The 17441-nt window shown below is 67.6% G+C and carries 15 protein-coding genes and 1 tRNA gene; 10 read left to right on the forward strand and 6 right to left on the reverse strand.

Features of this window, described 5'->3' with window-relative positions; genetic code table 11:
• Positions 1-27 precede the first annotated feature (27 nt).
• On the forward strand, positions 28-2313 hold the full coding sequence (clpA, locus tag ACJMKX_RS01335; protein ID WP_405220229.1) for an ATP-dependent Clp protease ATP-binding subunit ClpA: 2286 nt from the start codon (positions 28-30) through the stop codon (positions 2311-2313).
• 67 nt (positions 2314-2380) lie between these two features.
• On the opposite strand, the gene infA is transcribed toward clpA, so the two are convergent.
• The 4 genes from infA to trxB are packed head-to-tail and all read right to left on the reverse strand — an operon-like array spanning position 2381 to position 5575.
• Positions 2381-2599 carry a translation initiation factor IF-1 gene (gene infA, locus ACJMKX_RS01340; RefSeq protein WP_405220231.1) on the reverse strand — a complete coding sequence of 73 codons (219 nt, stop codon included), beginning with the start codon at positions 2597-2599 and terminating at the stop codon, positions 2381-2383.
• 47 nt (positions 2600-2646) lie between these two features.
• A complete protein-coding gene (gene aat / locus ACJMKX_RS01345; protein WP_405220232.1) occupies positions 2647-3396 on the reverse strand; it encodes a leucyl/phenylalanyl-tRNA--protein transferase in 750 nt (249 codons plus the stop codon).
• A gap of 19 nt (positions 3397-3415) precedes the next feature.
• Positions 3416-4588, reverse strand: a complete 1173-nt coding sequence (locus tag ACJMKX_RS01350; RefSeq protein WP_405220234.1) for a GNAT family N-acetyltransferase — start codon at positions 4586-4588, stop codon at positions 3416-3418.
• A 3-nt stretch (positions 4589-4591) separates the two neighbouring features.
• Positions 4592-5575 (reverse strand): thioredoxin-disulfide reductase, encoded by a 984-nt coding sequence (gene trxB, locus ACJMKX_RS01355; RefSeq protein ID WP_405220236.1) that lies wholly within the window; start codon positions 5573-5575, stop codon positions 4592-4594.
• 246 nt (positions 5576-5821) lie between these two features.
• Between trxB and ACJMKX_RS01360 the strand changes: the two genes are divergently transcribed.
• The 5 genes from ACJMKX_RS01360 to serS are packed head-to-tail and all read left to right on the forward strand — an operon-like array spanning position 5822 to position 12033.
• Positions 5822-8152 (forward strand): DNA translocase FtsK, encoded by a 2331-nt coding sequence (locus ACJMKX_RS01360; RefSeq protein WP_405220238.1) that lies wholly within the window; start codon positions 5822-5824, stop codon positions 8150-8152.
• Positions 8153-8171: 19 nt separating this feature from the next.
• Positions 8172-8990: an outer membrane lipoprotein chaperone LolA gene (gene lolA, locus ACJMKX_RS01365; RefSeq protein ID WP_405220240.1), complete on the forward strand. Its 819-nt coding sequence runs from the start codon at positions 8172-8174 to the stop codon at positions 8988-8990.
• A 5-nt stretch (positions 8991-8995) separates the two neighbouring features.
• Positions 8996-9388 (forward strand): VanZ family protein, encoded by a 393-nt coding sequence (locus ACJMKX_RS01370; RefSeq protein ID WP_405220242.1) that lies wholly within the window; start codon positions 8996-8998, stop codon positions 9386-9388.
• Complete coding sequence (locus tag ACJMKX_RS01375; protein WP_405220244.1) at positions 9381-10739, forward strand: replication-associated recombination protein A; 1359 nt, start codon at positions 9381-9383, stop codon at positions 10737-10739. The genes ACJMKX_RS01370 and ACJMKX_RS01375 overlap by 8 nt, the downstream gene beginning before the upstream one ends.
• A 19-nt stretch (positions 10740-10758) precedes the next feature.
• Positions 10759-12033 (forward strand): serine--tRNA ligase, encoded by a 1275-nt coding sequence (gene serS / locus ACJMKX_RS01380; RefSeq protein ID WP_405220246.1) that lies wholly within the window; start codon positions 10759-10761, stop codon positions 12031-12033.
• Between the two features lie 45 nt (positions 12034-12078).
• Here serS and ACJMKX_RS01385 read toward each other — a convergent pair whose 3' ends face one another.
• Positions 12079-14925 carry a mechanosensitive ion channel domain-containing protein gene (locus ACJMKX_RS01385; RefSeq protein ID WP_405220248.1) on the reverse strand — a complete coding sequence of 949 codons (2847 nt, stop codon included), beginning with the start codon at positions 14923-14925 and terminating at the stop codon, positions 12079-12081.
• Between the two features lie 148 nt (positions 14926-15073).
• On the opposite strand from ACJMKX_RS01385, the gene ACJMKX_RS01390 reads away from it, so the two are divergent.
• The 4 genes from ACJMKX_RS01390 to ACJMKX_RS01405 all read left to right on the forward strand — a co-directional run bounded on the left by ACJMKX_RS01390 (position 15074) and on the right by ACJMKX_RS01405 (position 16741).
• Positions 15074-15164 (forward strand) — tRNA-Ser (locus ACJMKX_RS01390).
• Between the two features lie 44 nt (positions 15165-15208).
• Entirely contained in the window at positions 15209-15775 is a 567-nt protein-coding gene (locus ACJMKX_RS01395; protein WP_405220250.1) for a hypothetical protein, read from the forward strand.
• Positions 15772-16104 carry a hypothetical protein gene (locus ACJMKX_RS01400; RefSeq protein ID WP_405220252.1) on the forward strand — a complete coding sequence of 111 codons (333 nt, stop codon included), beginning with the start codon at positions 15772-15774 and terminating at the stop codon, positions 16102-16104. The genes ACJMKX_RS01395 and ACJMKX_RS01400 overlap by 4 nt, the downstream gene beginning before the upstream one ends.
• Before the next feature lie 94 nt (positions 16105-16198).
• Entirely contained in the window at positions 16199-16741 is a 543-nt protein-coding gene (locus ACJMKX_RS01405) for a phosphoglycerate mutase family protein (RefSeq protein ID WP_405220254.1), read from the forward strand.
• Here ACJMKX_RS01405 and trmH read toward each other — a convergent pair.
• Positions 16711-17373, reverse strand: coding sequence for a tRNA (guanosine(18)-2'-O)-methyltransferase TrmH (trmH, locus tag ACJMKX_RS01410; RefSeq protein WP_405220256.1), 663 nt, complete (start codon positions 17371-17373; stop codon positions 16711-16713). The genes ACJMKX_RS01405 and trmH overlap by 31 nt on opposite strands.
• Positions 17374-17441: the final 68 nt, after the last annotated feature.

Here is a 17441-nt window from a genome sequence, read left to right on the forward strand (position 1 = left end):
TTCGACGAAGGACGGTCGGAACCAACTATGCTGAACAGTGAACTCGAATTCTGCCTGAACGAGGCCTTCCAGTCGGCGCGCGAGAACCGCCACGAATTCATGACGGTGGAACACTTGCTGCTCGCGCTGCTGGACGTGCCCCAGGTGCACGACGTGCTAAGGGCCTGCGACGCCGACGTGGCGAAGCTGCGCGCGCAACTCACGGAATTCATCGACGAGTCCACCCCGCGGGTGTCGATGGAAGACGAGAACGACGTCCAGCCCACGCTCGGTTTCCAGCGCGTGCTGCAGCGGGCGGTCTTCCACGTCCAGTCGAGCGGGCGCAAGGAGGTCACCGGGTTGAACGTGCTGGTGGCGATATTCAGCGAGAAACAATCCCAGGCGGTCTATTTCCTGAACCTGCAGGACGTCACGCGCCTGGATGTGGTGAATTTCATCTCCCACGGCATCACGAAGATCGGTGACGAAGGCGGCGAGGGCGCCGAGGCGGCGCAGGAGGAGCCCGGTGTCGAGCCGGAGGGCGGCTCGTCGGCGCTCGAGAAGTACGCCACGAATCTGAACCGGCTGGCCGAGGAGGGGCGTATCGACCCGCTGATCGGCCGCAGTATCGAGATCGAGCGCACGGTGGAGATCCTCTGTCGGCGGCGCAAGAACAACCCCCTCTATGTGGGCGAGGCCGGCGTGGGCAAGACCGCGCTGGCCGAGGGCCTCGCGCGGATGGTGGTCGAGGAGAAGGTGCCGGAGGTGCTGCAGGACTGCACGATCTACGCCCTGGATATGGGCGCGCTGATCGCGGGCACCAAGTACCGGGGCGACTTCGAGAAGCGCCTGAAGGCCGTGCTGGCGGAGGTGCGCGAGGACCCGGGTGCCGTCCTGTTCATCGACGAGATCCACACCGTGATCGGCGCGGGTGCGGCTTCCGGCGGCGTGATGGACGCCTCGAACCTGATCAAGCCCGTGCTCGCGAACGGCCAGCTGCGCTGCATCGGCTCCACCACCTATCAGGAGTACCGGGGCATCTTCGAGAAGGATCATGCGCTGGCGCGCCGGTTCCAGAAGATCGAGGTGCCGGAGCCGAGCGTGGAGGAGACGGTGGAGATCCTGAAAGGGCTGCGCAGCCGCTTCGAGGAACATCACGGCGTGCGCTACGCCACTGATGCGCTGGAAGCGGCGGCGGAGCTGTCCTCGCGTCACATCAATGACCGCCATCTGCCGGACAAGGCCATCGACGTCATCGACGAGGCCGGTGCGAATCTGCGGCTGAAACCGGCGGCCGAGCGGGGCGACACGGTGACGGCGGAGATGGTCCAGAACGTCGTCGCCCGCATGGCGCGCATCCCGCCGAAGAGCGTGTCCGCCTCCGACAAGGACGTGCTGAAGAATCTGGAGCGGGACCTGAAACTGGTCATCTTCGGCCAGGACACCGCCATCGAGGCGCTGGCGTCGTCCATCAAGATGGCGCGCTCCGGTCTCACCGAGGAGGAGAAACCGGTCGGCAGTTTCCTGTTCGCCGGCCCCACCGGCGTGGGCAAGACCGAGGTCACCCGTCAGCTCGCTCTCTCGCTCGGCATCGAGCTCGTGCGTTTCGACATGTCCGAGTACATGGAGCGGCACACGGTGTCGCGGCTGATCGGCGCGCCGCCGGGCTACGTGGGCTACGACCAGGGCGGCCTGCTGACCGAAGCCGTGAGCAAGAACCCGCACTCGGTGGTACTGCTCGACGAGATCGAGAAGGCGCATCCGGAAGTGTTCAACCTGCTGCTGCAGGTCATGGACCACGGCACGCTCACGGACAACAACGGCCGCAAGGCGGATTTCCGCAACGTGATCCTGGTGATGACCACCAATGCCGGCGCGGCCGAGGTGAGCCGCAGCTCCATCGGCTTCATGCAGCAGGATCACTCGAGTGACGCGCTGGCGATCATCAACAAGACGTTCACGCCCGAGTTCCGCAACCGGCTGGACGCCATCATCCAGTTCTCCTCGCTGGACACCACTTCCATCGCCCGGGTGGTCGACAAGCTGGTGGTGGAGCTCGAGGCGAAGCTCACCGCCAACAACGTCACGCTGGAACTCGACGACGAGGCCCGTTCGTGGATTGCCGAGCGCGGCTACGACCCGACCATGGGCGCACGGCCGATGGCGCGGCTCATCCAGGAGAAGATCAAGCGTCCGCTCGCGGAGGAGCTGCTGTTCGGCCAGCTGGCCGAAGGCGGGCACGTGCGCATCCGGGTGAGCGAGGACGGCGACCTGGAGCTGAAGCCGGAACCGGTGCGCCGGGAACTGGCCCACCTGCCGGAAGATTCCGAGTAGGAGGAGTAGGAGGGCCTTCAGGCCCGATTTTCGATAATGGATCGGGGCTAAAGCCCCTCCTACAAGGTTACCGTCCGCGGTAGACGATGCGGCCCTTGGAGAGATCGTAGGGGGTCAGTTCTACCGTGACCTTGTCACCGGTGAGGATGCGGATGTAGTGCTTGCGCATCTTGCCCGAGATGTGGGCGGTCACGATGTGACCGTTCTCGAGTTCCACACGGAATGTGGTGTTGGGGAGCGTCTCGACGACGACTCCTTCCATCTGAATGGCTTCTTCTTTCGCCACGTGTTCGGCACACCTCGGTTCTCTGGGAGGCCGGCATTGTGCAGAAACTAGGCCCCGTTTGCAACGCGGCCCGGAGCGGCCAGCACCCGCGCCGGAAGCGCTTCCGCAGGTGCATCGAGGAGTTTGCATCGGCGGGCGCAATGGCGCCGCAGGAGGTCGAGGAACTCGCTCCGGGGCAGCGTCTCCGCACCCATGCTGAGCAGGTGGGGTGAAACCACCTGGCAATCGATCAGGGCGAAGTGCCGACGGACCAGCTCTGCACCGAGTGCGACCATGGCGGTCTTCGACGCATCCGTCCGCCGACTGAACATGGACTCGCCGAAGAATACCCGGCCGATCGCCAGGCCATAGAGGCCGCCGGCCAGCTCGTCGCCCTGCCACACCTCCAGCGAGTGGGCCCAGCCCCGGCTATGCAGCTCGGCGAACGCCTCCTCCATCGCCGCGGTGATCCAGGTGCCGTACTGGCCCGGCCGGGGCTCGGCGCAGGCGGTCACCACGCGGCGGAAGGCCCGGTTCCAGGTCACGTTGTAGCCCGCCCGGCGCAGGCTGCGGCGCAGGCTCCGGGAGACGTGTAAGCCGCCGGGGCGGAGCACCGCGCGGGGGTCCGGGGACCACCACAGCACCGGCTGGCCTTCCTCGTACCAGGGGAAGATGCCGCGTTCGTAGGCGGCCAGCAGCCGCTCCACCGACAGATCCCCGCCGGCAGCCAGCAGCCCGTCCGGATCGCGCAGTGCGAGTCCGGCGTCGGGGAACGCGTCCGGCGGGTCGTGCCGTGACAGCCAGTGGATGCGGTACATCGCGGCAACGCCGGGCGCTTCAGTCGGCCCGGAGGTCGCTGCGGAACGGAGAATGTTCCGCAGCCGCCTCGATGTAGTCGTCCACGTGCTCGCGCTCTTCGTCCAGATAGCGTCCGACGGCGGCGGCGAACTGGGGATGCGCAAGCCAGTGGGCCGACCAGGTCGCCGTCGGCAGGAAGCCCCGGCGAATCTTGTGCTCGCCCTGGGTGCCGGGCTCGAACAGCACGATGCCCTCGGCGATGCAGTATTCGATGCCCTGGTAGTAGCAGGTCTCGAAGTGCAGGCTGTGGTAGTCGTCGTCGCTGCCCCAATAGCGGCCGTACAGCGTATCGCTGCCACGATAGAAGACGGCGGCCGCGACGATGGCGCCGTCGCATTCGGCGACGATCACGCGCAGGGCGGCCGGCAGTGTGCGGCGCAGTTCCAGGAAGAACTCCAGGCTCAGATACGGCAGGTTTCCGCGACGCATGAAGGTGTGACTCAGGAGCCGGAAGACTTCGGCCCACTCGGCTTCGCTCAGTTCGTCGGCGGCCAGGTTGCGGAAACCGATGCCCGCCTCGGCCACGCGGCGGCGCTCGCGCCGCGCTTTCTTGCGCTTGGCGGAGCTGAAGTCGGCCAGGAAATCCTCGAAGTCGGCGTAGCCCCGGTTGCGCCACTGGAACTGGCAGTCCTTGCGCGCATGGAAACCGGCTTCCTCCAGCGCGGCCAGTTCCTGCCGTGCGGGAAACAGGACGTGAGCCGACGACAGGTCGCGCTCCCGAGCATGGGCGACCACGGCGGCCGCCAGCGCGGCGCGCCGGGCTTGCGCCCCGTCGCCGCGGGTCAGCAGCCGGTCACCGGTGGCCGGCGTAAACGGGACCGCGGCGACCAGCTTGGGGTAGTAGGGGAGCCCGGCGCGGCGGTAGGCATCCGCCCAGGCCCAGTCGAAGATGAATTCGCCCCAGGAATGGGTCTTCTCGTACAGGGGCACCGCGCCGAGGAGTTGCCCGGCTTCGTACAGCGCCACGTGGCGGGGCGTCCAGCCAGTCTCGGGTGAGACGCAACGGTGGCGCTCGGCCGCCGCCAGAAACTCGTGGCGCAGGAAGGGATAGCGCGGGTCGACCAGCGCATTCCACGCCGCGGGTGCGATCTCGTCGATGCCGGCATGGATGCGTATGCCGGTGTCACTCTCGCGTGGCAGCGGGCCGGCCACGGCTTAAGCCGCGGCCTCCCGGGACCGGTTCGTCTCCTGGGACTCGAGGTATTTGTCCGCATCCAGCGCCGCCATGCAGCCGGTACCTGCCGAGGTGATGGCCTGGCGGTACACGTGGTCGGCCACGTCGCCGGCGGCGAAGACGCCCGGCACGCTCGTGGCGGTCGCGTTGCCGTCGATGCCGGACTTCACCACGATGTAGCCATTGCGGGTCTCGAGTTGCTCGCGGAACAGCTCCGTGTTCGGGTTGTGGCCGATGGCGATGAATACGCCATCGCAGTCGATCTCGCGGGTGGCGTGTTCGTGTGCCGCGTCGCGGATGCGCACGCCGGTGACGCCGCTGTCGTCGCCCAGCACCTCGTCGAGCACGTGATCCCAGACGATCTCCACTTTGCCTTCGTCCGCCTTGGCGAACAGCTTGTCCTGGAGGATCTTCTCGGCCCGCAGGCTGTCGCGCCGGTGCACCAGCGTCACCTTCGATGCCAGGTTGGAGAGATAGAGCACTTCCTCCACCGCCGTGTTGCCGCCGCCGACCACCACCACGGGCTTGCCGCGGTAGAAGAAGCCGTCGCAGGTGGCGCAGGCAGAGACGCCACGGCCCTTGTAGGCCTCTTCGGACGGCAGGCCCAGATACTTCGCCGAGGAGCCGGTGGCGATGATCAGCGCGTCGCAAGTGTAGCTGCCGTAGTCGCCGTGCAGCGTGAACGGGCGCCGTGTGATATCCGCGGTATGGATATGGTCGTTGATGATCTCGGTGTCGAAGCGTTCGGCATGGCGGAGCATGCGGTCCATCAGGCCGGGACCCTGCAGGCCTTCCACGTCCCCGGGCCAGTTGTCGACGTCCGTCGTGGTCATGAGCTGGCCGCCCTGTTCCACGCCGGTGACGAGCACCGGATCGAGTCCGGCCCTGGCCGCGTAGACTGCCGCCGAATAGCCGGCGGGCCCCGAGCCGAGAATCAGTACCCGGCAGTGTCTCGTCTCAGTCATAATCGCTCCGCGTCTCGTGCTCTCGGTGTGTCGGCGACCGGGCGGAACCCTTATGGGAGCCTGGGGGAACCCAGGCGGTGCCGGTCGATCAGAGACACCGAGTTTATGGGATTGCGGGCGAGGTCGGCAAAATCCCCGTGCGCGGCCGCCGGTCGCGTCGAAGTTGTGCTGAAGTTGCCGCAAAGTTGCCAAGGCGCAGGCCGGCGACCTATCGTAGGCGGCTGCTTCCGAGACATAATTCCCCCTATGGCGAAAGCAACGCGTCTGAAACAGTCACGCACCGGCCCCCGCGCGCCCGTGCAGGCGCCCCTCGTGCGCACCCTCAGGGAGGCGGCGCTGTGGGTCTTCGGCGCGCTCGCCATCATCCTGTTCGTGGCGCTGGCCACCTATCACCCGGCCGATCCCGCCTTCTCCCAGGCGGGCGGCGCGGAGCGCATCCATAACCGCATCGGCACGGTGGGGGCCTGGTTCTCGGATCTGAGCTACATGCTGTTCGGCGCGCCGGCCTACCTGTTCCCGGTGATGATGCTGTTCGCCGGCTGGCTCATCTTCCGTGAGCGCCGGAATCCCGAGCCGCTGGACCGGGCCGAGTTCGGGCTGCGCTTCGTCGGCTTCCTGCTGACGCTGGCGACGAGCTGCGGCCTCGGCACGCTGCACTTCGCCGCCGCCGAGCTCCGGGAGACGGCGGGCGGCGTGGTCGGGCAGCTGGTCGGCGGCGGTCTGCAGTCGCTCATGGGCACGCTCGGCGCCACGCTGCTGCTGCTGGCCGTCTGGGTCGGCAGCGTGGCGGTCTTCCTCGGCTTCTCCTGGCTCGCGGTGATGGATCATGTGGGCCATTTCGCGCTCGAAGCCTGGGAGCGGCTCGTCGGACTGATCGACCGGCTGCGTGACCGGGCGCGCGGCCGACGCGCGCAGCAGGAGCGCCAGGAAGTGGTGCGGGCGGAGAAGAAACGCACCGCCAGCCGGTCCAAGCCCCGCATCGAGCCCGTCATACCGGCGCTCGAGACGAGCAGCCGGGTGGAGAAGGAGCGCCAGGTGCCGCTGTTCGAACCGCCGGGGGCGAGCGAGCTGCCGCCGTTGAGCCTGCTGGACGACCCGCCGAAGCAGAGCTCGGGCTATTCCGAAGACGCGCTGGAGGCGATGTCGAGGCTGGTGGAGCTGAAGCTGAAGGACTTCGGCATCGACGTCGAGGTGGTCTCCGTCCATCCGGGCCCGGTCATCACCCGCTTCGAACTCGATCCGGCGCCGGGCGTGAAGTCCGCCCAGATCTCCAACCTGGCCAAGGACCTGGCGCGCTCGCTCTCGGTGGTCAGCGTGCGGGTGGTCGAGGTCATCCCCGGCAAGGCCTACATCGGGCTGGAGATTCCGAACGAGAGCCGGGAACTGGTGACCCTCGGCGAGATCCTGCGCTCGAAGGTCTACGACGAGATGGCCTCGCCGCTCACCCTCGCCCTCGGCAAGGACATCGGCGGCAATTCCGTCGTGGCGGACCTCTCACGCATGCCTCATCTGATGATTGCGGGCACCACCGGGTCCGGTAAATCCGTCGGCATCAACGCGATGGTGCTGAGCCTCCTGTACAAGGCGCAGCCGGAGCACGTGCGGCTGATCATGATCGACCCGAAGATGCTGGAGCTCTCCGTCTACGAGGACATCCCGCATCTGCTGACACCGGTCGTCACCGACATGAACGAGGCGGCGAATGCGCTGCGCTGGTGTGTCGGCGAGATGGAGCGGCGCTACAAGCTGATGGCAGCGCTCGGCGTGCGCGGCATCGGCGGCTACAACCGCAAGGTGCGCGAGGCCGCGGATGCGGGCGAACCGCTGAAGGATCCCACCTGGGAGCCGCCGGAGTTGGTGGACGAGGATAAGCCCGTCGAGGCGCCGGACCTCGAGCCGCTGCCCTTCGTCGTGGTGGTGATCGACGAGCTGGCCGACATGATGATGATCGTCGGCAAGAAGGTGGAGGAGCTCATCGCCCGGCTGGCCCAGAAGGCCCGCGCCTCGGGCATCCACATGATCCTGGCCACCCAGCGGCCCAGCGTCGACGTCATCACCGGCCTGATCAAGGCTAACGTGCCGGCCCGCATCGCTTTCCAGGTCTCGGCCAAGGTGGATTCGCGCACCATCCTCGACCAGCAGGGTGCCGAGAACCTGCTGGGCCACGGCGACATGCTGTTCCTGCCCCCGGGCACCTCCATGCCGGAGCGCGTGCACGGCGCCTTCGTGGCCGATCACGAGGTCCACAAGGTGGTGAAATACCTGCGCAAGGCCGGCCAGCCGCACTACATCGATGAAATTCTCAGCGGCCCCACGAGTCCAATACCCGGCATGCCGGATATCGGCGGCGCCGGCGATGCGGGCGTGGACAGCGAGCAGGACCCCCTCTACGACGAGGCGGTTCGCATCGTGACCGAGACCCGCAAGGCCTCGATCTCCGGGGTCCAGCGGCGCCTGAAGATCGGCTACAACCGGGCCGCGCGCATGGTGGAAGCCATGGAAGAGGCCGGCCTGGTGGGACCGTTGCAGGCGAACGGCTCGCGCGAGGTGCTCGCGCCGCCGCCGCCCGAGGACTGAAGGTGGGATCGAGCAAACGATGAGAATCCGGGTAGCACTGATCACGGCCGTGGCGGCCGCCCTGCTGGCGGCGGTGCCAGCCGTGGCCCCGCTGCAGGCGCAGTCGGGTGATGCGGACCCGGCGGCGGCACCAGCCGACCAGGTCGGGCAGATTGATCCGGCCGATCAGGCCGCTCCGGGCGGGCAGACCGATCGGGCCGACCCGGGCGATGCCGAGCGCGCACAGCTGCGCGACGAGACGCGGGTGCCGGCGCAGCTGCGCCGGTTCTTCGCGGACATCGACACCATCCGCGGAGAATTCCGGCAGGTGCTGTTCGATACCCGGGGCGAGGCGGTGGAGCGGTCGGCCGGGGAGTTCGCGATCCTGAAACCGGGCCGTTTTCGCTGGGAGTACACCGAGCCCTACGAGCAGCTGATCGTCGCCGACGGGGAGAATATCTGGCTCTATGATGCGGATTTCGAACAGGTCACGGTGCGCGAGCAGACCGATTCGCTGAGCCAGTCGCCGGCCATGCTGCTCGGCGGCGATGCCGGCGCCCTGGAGGCGTTCCGTTATCTCGGCTCCTACAGCCATGACGACCGTGACTGGTTGCGGCTGGAGCCGGTGGCGCCGGAGTCGGACTTCCGCGCCGTGAGCCTGTCCTTCGCCGGCGGCGAGCTGGAGATGATGGAACTCACCGATGCACTGGGGCAGGTCACGCGCATCGAGTTCACCGAACTGGTCATGAACGAATCCCTCGAGGCCGCGCTGTTCACCTTCGAGCCGCCGGCGGGAGTCGACATCATCGGCGTGCAGGAGTCGTCCGCGGCCACACCGGCGGCGACAGGCAGCAGGTGAACGCGGTGGCCGGGCTTCGCTACCGCCGCTGGTGGCAGGCGGCGGGCTACGCGATCGTCGTCATCCTGACCGTGAATTCCCTCATACCCTGGCCCGAGATGGAGACGGCGCCGCGCCACTTCGACAAGTGGCTGCACGCCGGGGCCTACCTGACCCTCACACTGTGGTTCTGCGGCGTGCACGAGCGGCGCCACTGGCCACTGGTGGCCGCGGGTCTGCTCCTGCTGGGCGCAGCGATCGAGTTCGCCCAGGGCCGCACCGGCTACCGGCAGGCGGACCTGGCCGACATGGCTGCCAACGCGGCGGGCGTCGCTGTCGGCCTGGCGGTAGCCGCGGCCGGGGCCGATGCCTGGTGCCGCCGGCTGGAGTCCCTGCTGCCGGGAGGCCGGCATGCCTGAGAGCGTCGGCGAACGCGGCCGTCGCGGCGAGAGCCGCCCGCTCGCCGACCGGATGCGGCCGGCAGAACTGGCAGAGTTCGCGGGTCAGGAGCATCTGCTCGGCCCCGACAGCCCGTTGCCCCGGGCAGTGGCGGAGGGCCGAATCCATTCCATGGTGCTGTGGGGTCCGCCGGGCAGCGGCAAGACCACGCTCGCGCGGATGGTGGCGCGGCAGGGGGAGGCCCGGTTCATCGCCCTGTCGGCCGTGATGGCCGGGGTCAGGGACATCCGTGCCGCCGTCGAGGAAGCCCGCAAGGCGCGGGAGGACTTCGACGAGGCCACGGTACTGTTTCTGGACGAGGTGCACCGTTTCAACAAGGCGCAGCAGGACGCCTTCCTGCCGTTCGTGGAGGACGGCACGCTCACCTTTATCGGCGCCACCACCGAGAATCCTTCCTTCGAACTGAATAACGCGTTGCTGTCCCGGGCCCGGGTGTACGTGTTGCGTCCGCTGGACCGGGCGGCGCTGGTGCGCATCCTGGAGCGCGCCCTGGCCGACGAGGAACGGGGTCTGGCCGGCCGGGCGCGGCTCACGCCGGAGCAGCTGCAGACGCTCGCCGAAGCGGCGGACGGCGACGCGCGCCGGGCCCTGAACCTGCTCGAGCTCTGCGCCGACCTCGCGGGCGAGGAGGGCAGCGTCACCGACGGGGTCGTCGCCGAGGTCATCGCGGGGGGGCGTCGGCGCTTCGACAAGGGCGGGGAGGCTTTCTACGACCAGATCTCGGCATTGCACAAGGCCGTGCGGGGCTCGGCCCCGGACGCCGCCCTGTACTGGCTCGTGCGTATGCTGGACGGCGGCTGTGACCCGCTCTACATCGCCCGGCGGGTGGTGCGAATGGCCAGCGAGGACATCGGCTGCGCCGACCCCCGCGCGCTGCGCACGGCGCTGGATGCCTGGGAGGCCCAGGAGCGCCTCGGCAGCCCCGAGGGCGAGCTCGCCCTCGCCCAGGCCGTGGTCTTTCTCGCCTGCGCGGCCAAGAGCAACGCGGTCTACACCGCCATGAAGGCGGCGCAGGCCGACGTCGAGCGCTACGGCTCGCTGGAGGTGCCCCTGCATCTGCGCAACGCGCCCACACGGCTGATGAAGGAACTGGACTACGGCAAGGCCTACCGCTATCCCCACGACGAGCCGGACGGCTACGCGCCGGGCGTGGACTACTTCCCCGAGGAAATGCCGCGACGAAAGTATTATCATCCCGTGCCCCGCGGCCTCGAGCAGCGCATCGGCGAGAAGCTGGACGAGCTTCGCCGCCGGGACCGGGAAGCCGGCCAGGACCGAGCGCCGCCTCGCAAGACAACCAACGACGAATAGCCCGCAACGAACCGCAGCCATGATCGATCCGAAGAGACTCAGAAACGAGGCGAAGGCCATCGCGGCAAACCTGGCCCGGCGCGGATTCCCGTTCGACGCCGAGGCGTTCCTGCGGGCCGACGAGGAACGCAAACGCCTGCAGGTGGAAACGGACGAGCTGCGTCAGGAGCGCAACCGCAGCGCCAAGTCCATCGGCCAGGCGAAGGCGAAGGGCGAGGACATCCAGCCGCTGCTGGACGCCGTGCAGGATGTCGGCGACCGGCTCGATGGAGCGGAGCGCGAACTCGCGCGCGTACAGACGGACCTGGAGGCACTGCAGCTCGGCCTGCCGAATCTCCTCGACGACTCCGTGCCCGACGGCGACAGCGAGGACGACAATGTGGAGATCCGCCGCTGGGGCGAGCCGCGTGAGTTCTCGTTCGAGCCGCGGGACCACGTCGCCATCGGCGAGGCCGACGGACAGCTCGACTTCGAGGCGGCCAGCCGGGTCTCCGGCGCGCGCTTCGCGGTGATGTCCGGCGGCATCGCCCGGCTGCACCGGGCGCTGATCCAGTTCATGCTGGACGTGCACACCGGCGAGCACGGCTACCGCGAGGTATACGTGCCCTACCTCGTGCGCGGCGAGGCGCTGCTCGGCACGGGACAGCTGCCGAAGTTCGGCGAGGACCTGTTCCACATAGAGGACGAGCGCGACTTCTACCTGATCCCCACGGCCGAGGTGCCGGTCACCAACCTGGTGCGCGAACGGATCCTGGAAGCCGATGAGCTGCCGCTGAAGATGGTCGCGCACACGCCGTGCTTCCGCTCTGAGGCCGGCTCCCACGGCAAGGACACCCGCGGCATGATCCGCCAGCACCAGTTCGAGAAGGTGGAGCTCGTGCACATCGTGCCGCCGGAGCAGTCCTGGGACGCGCTGGAGGAGCTCGTGGGCAACGCCGAGGAGATCCTGCAGCGCCTGGAGCTGCCCTACCGGGTGGTGGCCCTGTCGGCGGGTGACACCGGCTTCTCCGCGGCGAAAACCTACGACATCGAGGTGTGGCTGCCGGGCCAGAGCCGCTACCGCGAGATTTCCTCCTGCTCCAACTGCACGGATTTCCAGGCGCGCCGCATGCAGGCCCGCTGGCGCAATCCGCAAACCGGCAAGCCGGAACCGCTGCACACGCTGAACGGTTCGGGCGTGGCGGCAGGCCGGGCATTGATCGCCGTGCTGGAGAACTACCAGCAGGAAGACGGCAGCGTGGACGTGCCGGAGGCACTGCGGCCCTACATGGGTGGCCGCGAGATCATTTCCTGACGAGGCGGCGGCGCCGTAAGCGGCGCGTCCGCTCGCCAATGACGTTCAGCGGGCGGTGGCCCGGTTCTTCAGCACCTTCTGCAGCTCGGCCAGGGCCTGTTCCCAGCGTTCCTCGGAACTGCGGTAGTACTCCTCCCAGTCTTCTGTCGCCGGGATACCGGCCACCTTGATCGTCAGTACCACGGCCTCGTCGGCCTCGCGGATGATGTATTCCTCGGTGAGCGGGCCGGTGGGCAGGTGCTCGTCGCCCTCGGGCGGGACCATCACCACGCGCATGCGGCGCGGCGGCATGAAGATGTCGATGCGGCCCTCGAGCACGGAGTCGTCCTCGAACTCCACCCGGTAACTGCCGCCGATGTGGGGCTCCACCTCCGCATCCCGGGCGTACCAGCGCACCAGCCATTTCTCGTCGGTGACGGTGCTCCAGACCGTCTCCAGCCGGTTCGTGAGGCGGATCTCGTGGGTGTGGCTGCGGGTCATCTCCTCCGGGTGCACCGGCGGCGGCGCCTGTGGTTTCGGTGGCGCCGGTTCCGCTTCGTGCTCCCGCCGCGCTTCTGCTGCTGCGTCCATCTTCGCCTGCTCGGGCAGCGAGATGAGATGCAGGTCGCGCTGCGGGAAGGGGATGGTGATCCCGGCCTCGCGGAACGCCTTGTCGACGGCGAAGTTGATATCGCTGATGACCGTGAAGCGGCGTTCGATGCGCTTGATACGCACGCGCAATTCGAAGTTCAGCGAGCTCTCGCCGAAGGCCATGAACAGCGCCCGCGGCGCCGGAGCCCGCCCGTCGGTGATGACCTCGGGGTGTTCCCGGGCGATGGTCTCGAGGATGTCGCGCACCTTCTCGATGTCGGAGCCGTAGGCCACGCCAACCTCGATGCGCAGTCGGCCCTGGGGATTGCGGAACACCCAGTTGGTAACCCGGCCCGAGACCAGCTCCGAGTTCGGCACCAGCACATTCTGATTGTCGAGTGTCTCGATGTCGGTGGCGCGGATGCGCACCCGGCGCACGAAGCCCTCTGTGCCGCCGACGGTGACGAAGTCGCCTGCCTTGATCGGGCGCTCGAACAGCAGGATCAGCCCGGAGACGAAATTGCTGGCGATGGCCTGCAGACCGAAACCGATACCGAGGCCGAGTGCCCCGACGAACCAGGCGAGACCGGTCAGGTCGATACCCGCGACGTTCAGGCCAATGAGTATCGCGATGACGACGCCGACGTAACCGAACAGGGTCACCAACGCATCCCGCGCGCCCCGGTCGAGCGCCATGTGCCGCAGCCAGCGCCGGTCGATCCAGCGCTTGATCCAGCCGGTCACGACAATGAGCGCGGTGAGGATCAGGAGGCCCTTGACGATCTCCGAGGGTACCAGCTCCAGCTGGCCGATCTCCCAGCCCTCGAAGATGCGGTACTCCAGACGGTCGAGCGTGTTGCCCGAGCTGTCCCAGACGTAGATGACGTAGACGATGAACGAGATCCACAAAAACAGATCGATCACCAGCTGAATGAAGCCGAAGCTGGTGCGTGATTCCCGCTCGGTCGCACCGAGGAGATCGCGGACGCGCTGAGCCAGCGGGGCTTCGCCCTCGACGAGGCCCTCGAATGCACGGAATACGAGCCAGAGCAGAATCCACAACGCGAACAGTGCCAGCGCCGTTCGCACCAGGCCGTGGATCATGAAGCTCGAGAGGTTGTGGTAGCCGAGTGCGGCCGCGCCCACGGCGGCCAGCACGGCCGTGATGCCGGCGAAGCGGAGGAAACGGAAGCGGCCCTGCAGGCCCGGGATGCGCCGGATATAGGTGAGCAGCGACAGCAACGAGATCGCGACGGCCAGCAGCAGCAGGACGTGGAGCAGATTGTCGCCCACGGTGGCGCGCGGTCCCAGCCAGCCCGGACCGAGTGCGACGTAGCTCACCACCAGGCCGACCAGCAGCAGGCGCATGCGCAGCCTTAGTGGTTGTACGTGATCGGGTATCAGCCCCGGCACCTTGGCCGACGGCGACAGCGGGCCGGTCGCCCAGTCGATGATCACCGCGCCGACGCCGAACAGGAACAGGGCCCCCGCGAGCCGCATGGCGGCCAGGTCGAAATCCGCGCCGCGGATGGTCAGGAACAGCAGTGTGGTGAGAGCGGCGCCCTCCAGCAGCAACGGTGCATAATTCGCCAGTGGTTTGGGGAACAGGTATTTCAGCCGTGGCGTGTCGTCGATCGCAGTGACCGCTTGGAACCAGCGCAGGAACCGGTGCCGGATGAAGAGCCCCGCAGCGGCCGAGACGACCGCCGCTGCCAGAAGCAGCCAGAGCAGGCCGGCTTCCGTCACGCCGGGCTCCAGGTCCAGCTCGGTGGTCTTGCGCAGACGCGACGGCCAGCCCGGCACGGTCTGCGGTATGGCGCGGATCAGCCCGACGATAGTGCTGCGGCGCTCCCACAGGAACGCCGCCGAGATCTCGGCCTGGATATCGGCGACCAGATCGCTCAGATTGGATGCCTGGTTGACGATCTCGCGACAGGTCGACAGCCGCGCCTGGGCGTTGGTGAGCTCGTTGCGGATGCGTACCCGCTGGTCCCAGAGCGCCGTGTCGATGGTGGGGTCGACATCCTCCAGGATCTTGTTCTGTTCGGTGAGGCGTTCGACCTCGGGCGCAGTCTTGCGCACGCAGGCCCGGCCGCGCTCGCCGAGTGCCTCGGCTTCCCGCTGCGCCTCACGGAGCAGTTCCTTGTCGCGCTCACCGGCTTCGAGCCGTCCCCCGAGGTACTGAAGACGCTCGAGTGCGGCGGGCGGCGAGAACGCCTCTCCGGTCTGAGCCAGAGCGCCCGTTGCCGCCGTCGCGAGTGAGCAGAAGACGAGACCGAGGAAGGCTGGCCATCGGAGTCGGGCGCGGCGTTCAGCCTTCATGATTCGAGCAGTGTCCCCGGCGCGGCAAGATGGTGGCAGTATAACCAAAGGGTTGCGCGCAGTTGAAACGCTGTCTGACGAGCGCCACAATCCCACCCTCTTTGCGTCGGTTGATCTGCGACGATGCCGACGGGACAATCCGAAGGAAGGAGAGGTGGCAGAGCGGTTGAATGCACCGGTCTTGAAAACCGGCAAGGGTTAGTAGCCCTTCGTGGGTTCGAATCCCACCCTCTCCGCCACAGTCCCATTGAACTATCCCCCGGTGAACCAGTCGCATCCCGGTATGAGCGTATTTCCGAAGTCCTTCGTTACCGTTCTCCTGCTGACCCTCGTCGGCGGACTCATCATGTCTGGCTCTACCCGGGCTCAGGACGAGGAACGCCCCCAACCCTGCGCCGAGCGATCCGAATTCTCCCAGTTCGATTTCTGGGTAGGGCACTGGGAGGTGCGCACGGCCAAGGGAGAGCTCGCCGGCACCAACCGGATCACGAAGCGGGCCGATGGCTGCGCGCTGCTCGAGGAGTGGACCAGCGTACGCGGTGGCAGCGGCATCAGCGTGAATTACTACGACCCGGCCGCCGGCGAGTGGATACAGGTCTGGAACGGCAGCGGCGGCACCCAGATCACGATTCGCGGTGGCCTCGACGAGGAGGGTGCCATGGCTCTCTCCGGCACGCTGCACTACGTCAGCCGAGGGCAGACGGTCGCGTTCCGCGGGCTGTGGTCGCCGCTGCCGGACGGGCGCGTGCGCCAGTACTTCGAGCAGTCGACCGACGATGGCGAGACCTGGCAGCCCTGGTTCGAGGGTTTCTACAGCCGCATCGAGGAGACGGGGGACGGCGCGGAATGAACGATCGCCATCGGAGCGGGCACGGCAACCAGAGCCGCTACGGCGCCGCCTCCCGCGCATTCACGTTCCCGACGACGAATCCACTCCTGAACGGCGTCATGGTCGTGCTCGGTTTCCTCGCGCTCGGCGCCGCCATGCTGCTCGGACTGGTCGTGCTCGCCGTTTTTCTCGTCTCGCTGTTCGTGCTGGCCGGCGTCGTCGGGCTGAGGCTGTGGTGGCTGCGTCGCAAACTCGGCAAACGGCAGCAGGGCACGACGCCCCGGAGCGGCGTCATCGAGGGCGAATATCGGGTCGTGGACCTCGAAGAAAGGCGCCGCGAGCGGCGCTGAGACTCCGTAGCCTGCCAGGGCAAAACCGCGTAAGCTTGCGCGCGTGGCAGCCAGCAATTCGAAACGCGGTCGTCTCCGTCAACGCCTGATCTCCATGGCGGGCTTCGTCCTCGTCGCCGTCGGACTCGCCTGGTTCTTCGAATCCCAGGCCACCACCACCATCCTGTTCGTCCGCCACGCCGAGAAGGCGGTCGAGCCCGCCAGCGATCCCGGTCTGAGCGCGCAGGGCGAGCAGCGCGCGCGGCTGCTCGCGCGGGTGCTCGGCGATGCCGACGTGGTGGCCGGCGTGGATCATATCTACGCCACCCAGTACCGCCGCACCCAGCAGACGGCGCGCCCGCTGGCCGACAGGCTGGAACTCACACCCGTCCTTTACAATGCGGGCGATATCGTCGGCGTGCTCGAGAGGATTCTGCGCGAGCACAAGGGCAAGATCATCCTGGTGGTGGCGCACAGCGACACCATCCCCCAGCTCATCGCCGAACTCGGCGGCAGCAAGAACGTGCCGCCGATCGCGGAGAACGAGTACGACAACCTCTACGTGGTCTCGATACCCTGGTTCGGCAAGACCAAGACCCTGCGCTTCAAGTACGGTGAGCCGCCGCCTCAGGCGGAGCCGGAGCCGGCGGGCAGATAGCCCTCTTCGTCGAGCTCCGGGTAGGGGCGTCCTTCACGGCGTAGCTGGTCGGCCACTTCCGGATAGCACCACTCGAACAGCTTCTGGCGATGGAGCTCGGGATCCAGACGACTTTGCTCGTACAGGCCCGCCGCCTGACGCTGCCGCTGAGCTTCGTACAGGATCAGGGCCGTGGCCACCGAGACGTTGAGCGAGGCCACCATGCCCTGCATCGGGATAACGATGTGCCGATCAGCCGAGTCCGCCGCCTCCCGGCTGACGCCCCACAGCTCGGAGCCGAGCAGGACGGCGGTCGGCCCCGTGTAGTCGACGTCGCGAAAATCCACGGCGGTGTCGGAGAAGTGCGCGGCCAGGATCTGGTGGCCGGCGCTGCGCAGATGCCGCAGCGCCGAACCGAGGTCACGGTGCGCCCGGATCTCCACCCATTTGCGGGAGCCTGCCGATGCCATGTGATGGCGCGGTACCTCGCCGCCCTCGGAGATGGCATGGGCCTCGTAGATGCCGACGGCGTCCGCGGTGCGCAGGATGGCGGAGATGTTGTGGGACTTGTGGACGTTCTCGGTGAGCAGTGTGAGGTCGGGCTGACGCCGGTCGAGTACTCTGCGGAGCTTGCGATATCGGGCCGGTGTCATGCGAGACTCCCAGGGAGCGTCCTTCCGGCCGCTCCGCTTCCACCGTAAGGTAGGGGATTCTAAACCGA

The organism is Lentisalinibacter sediminis (assembly GCF_040706615.1).
Lineage (GTDB): Bacteria > Pseudomonadota > Gammaproteobacteria > Steroidobacterales > Woeseiaceae > Lentisalinibacter > Lentisalinibacter sediminis.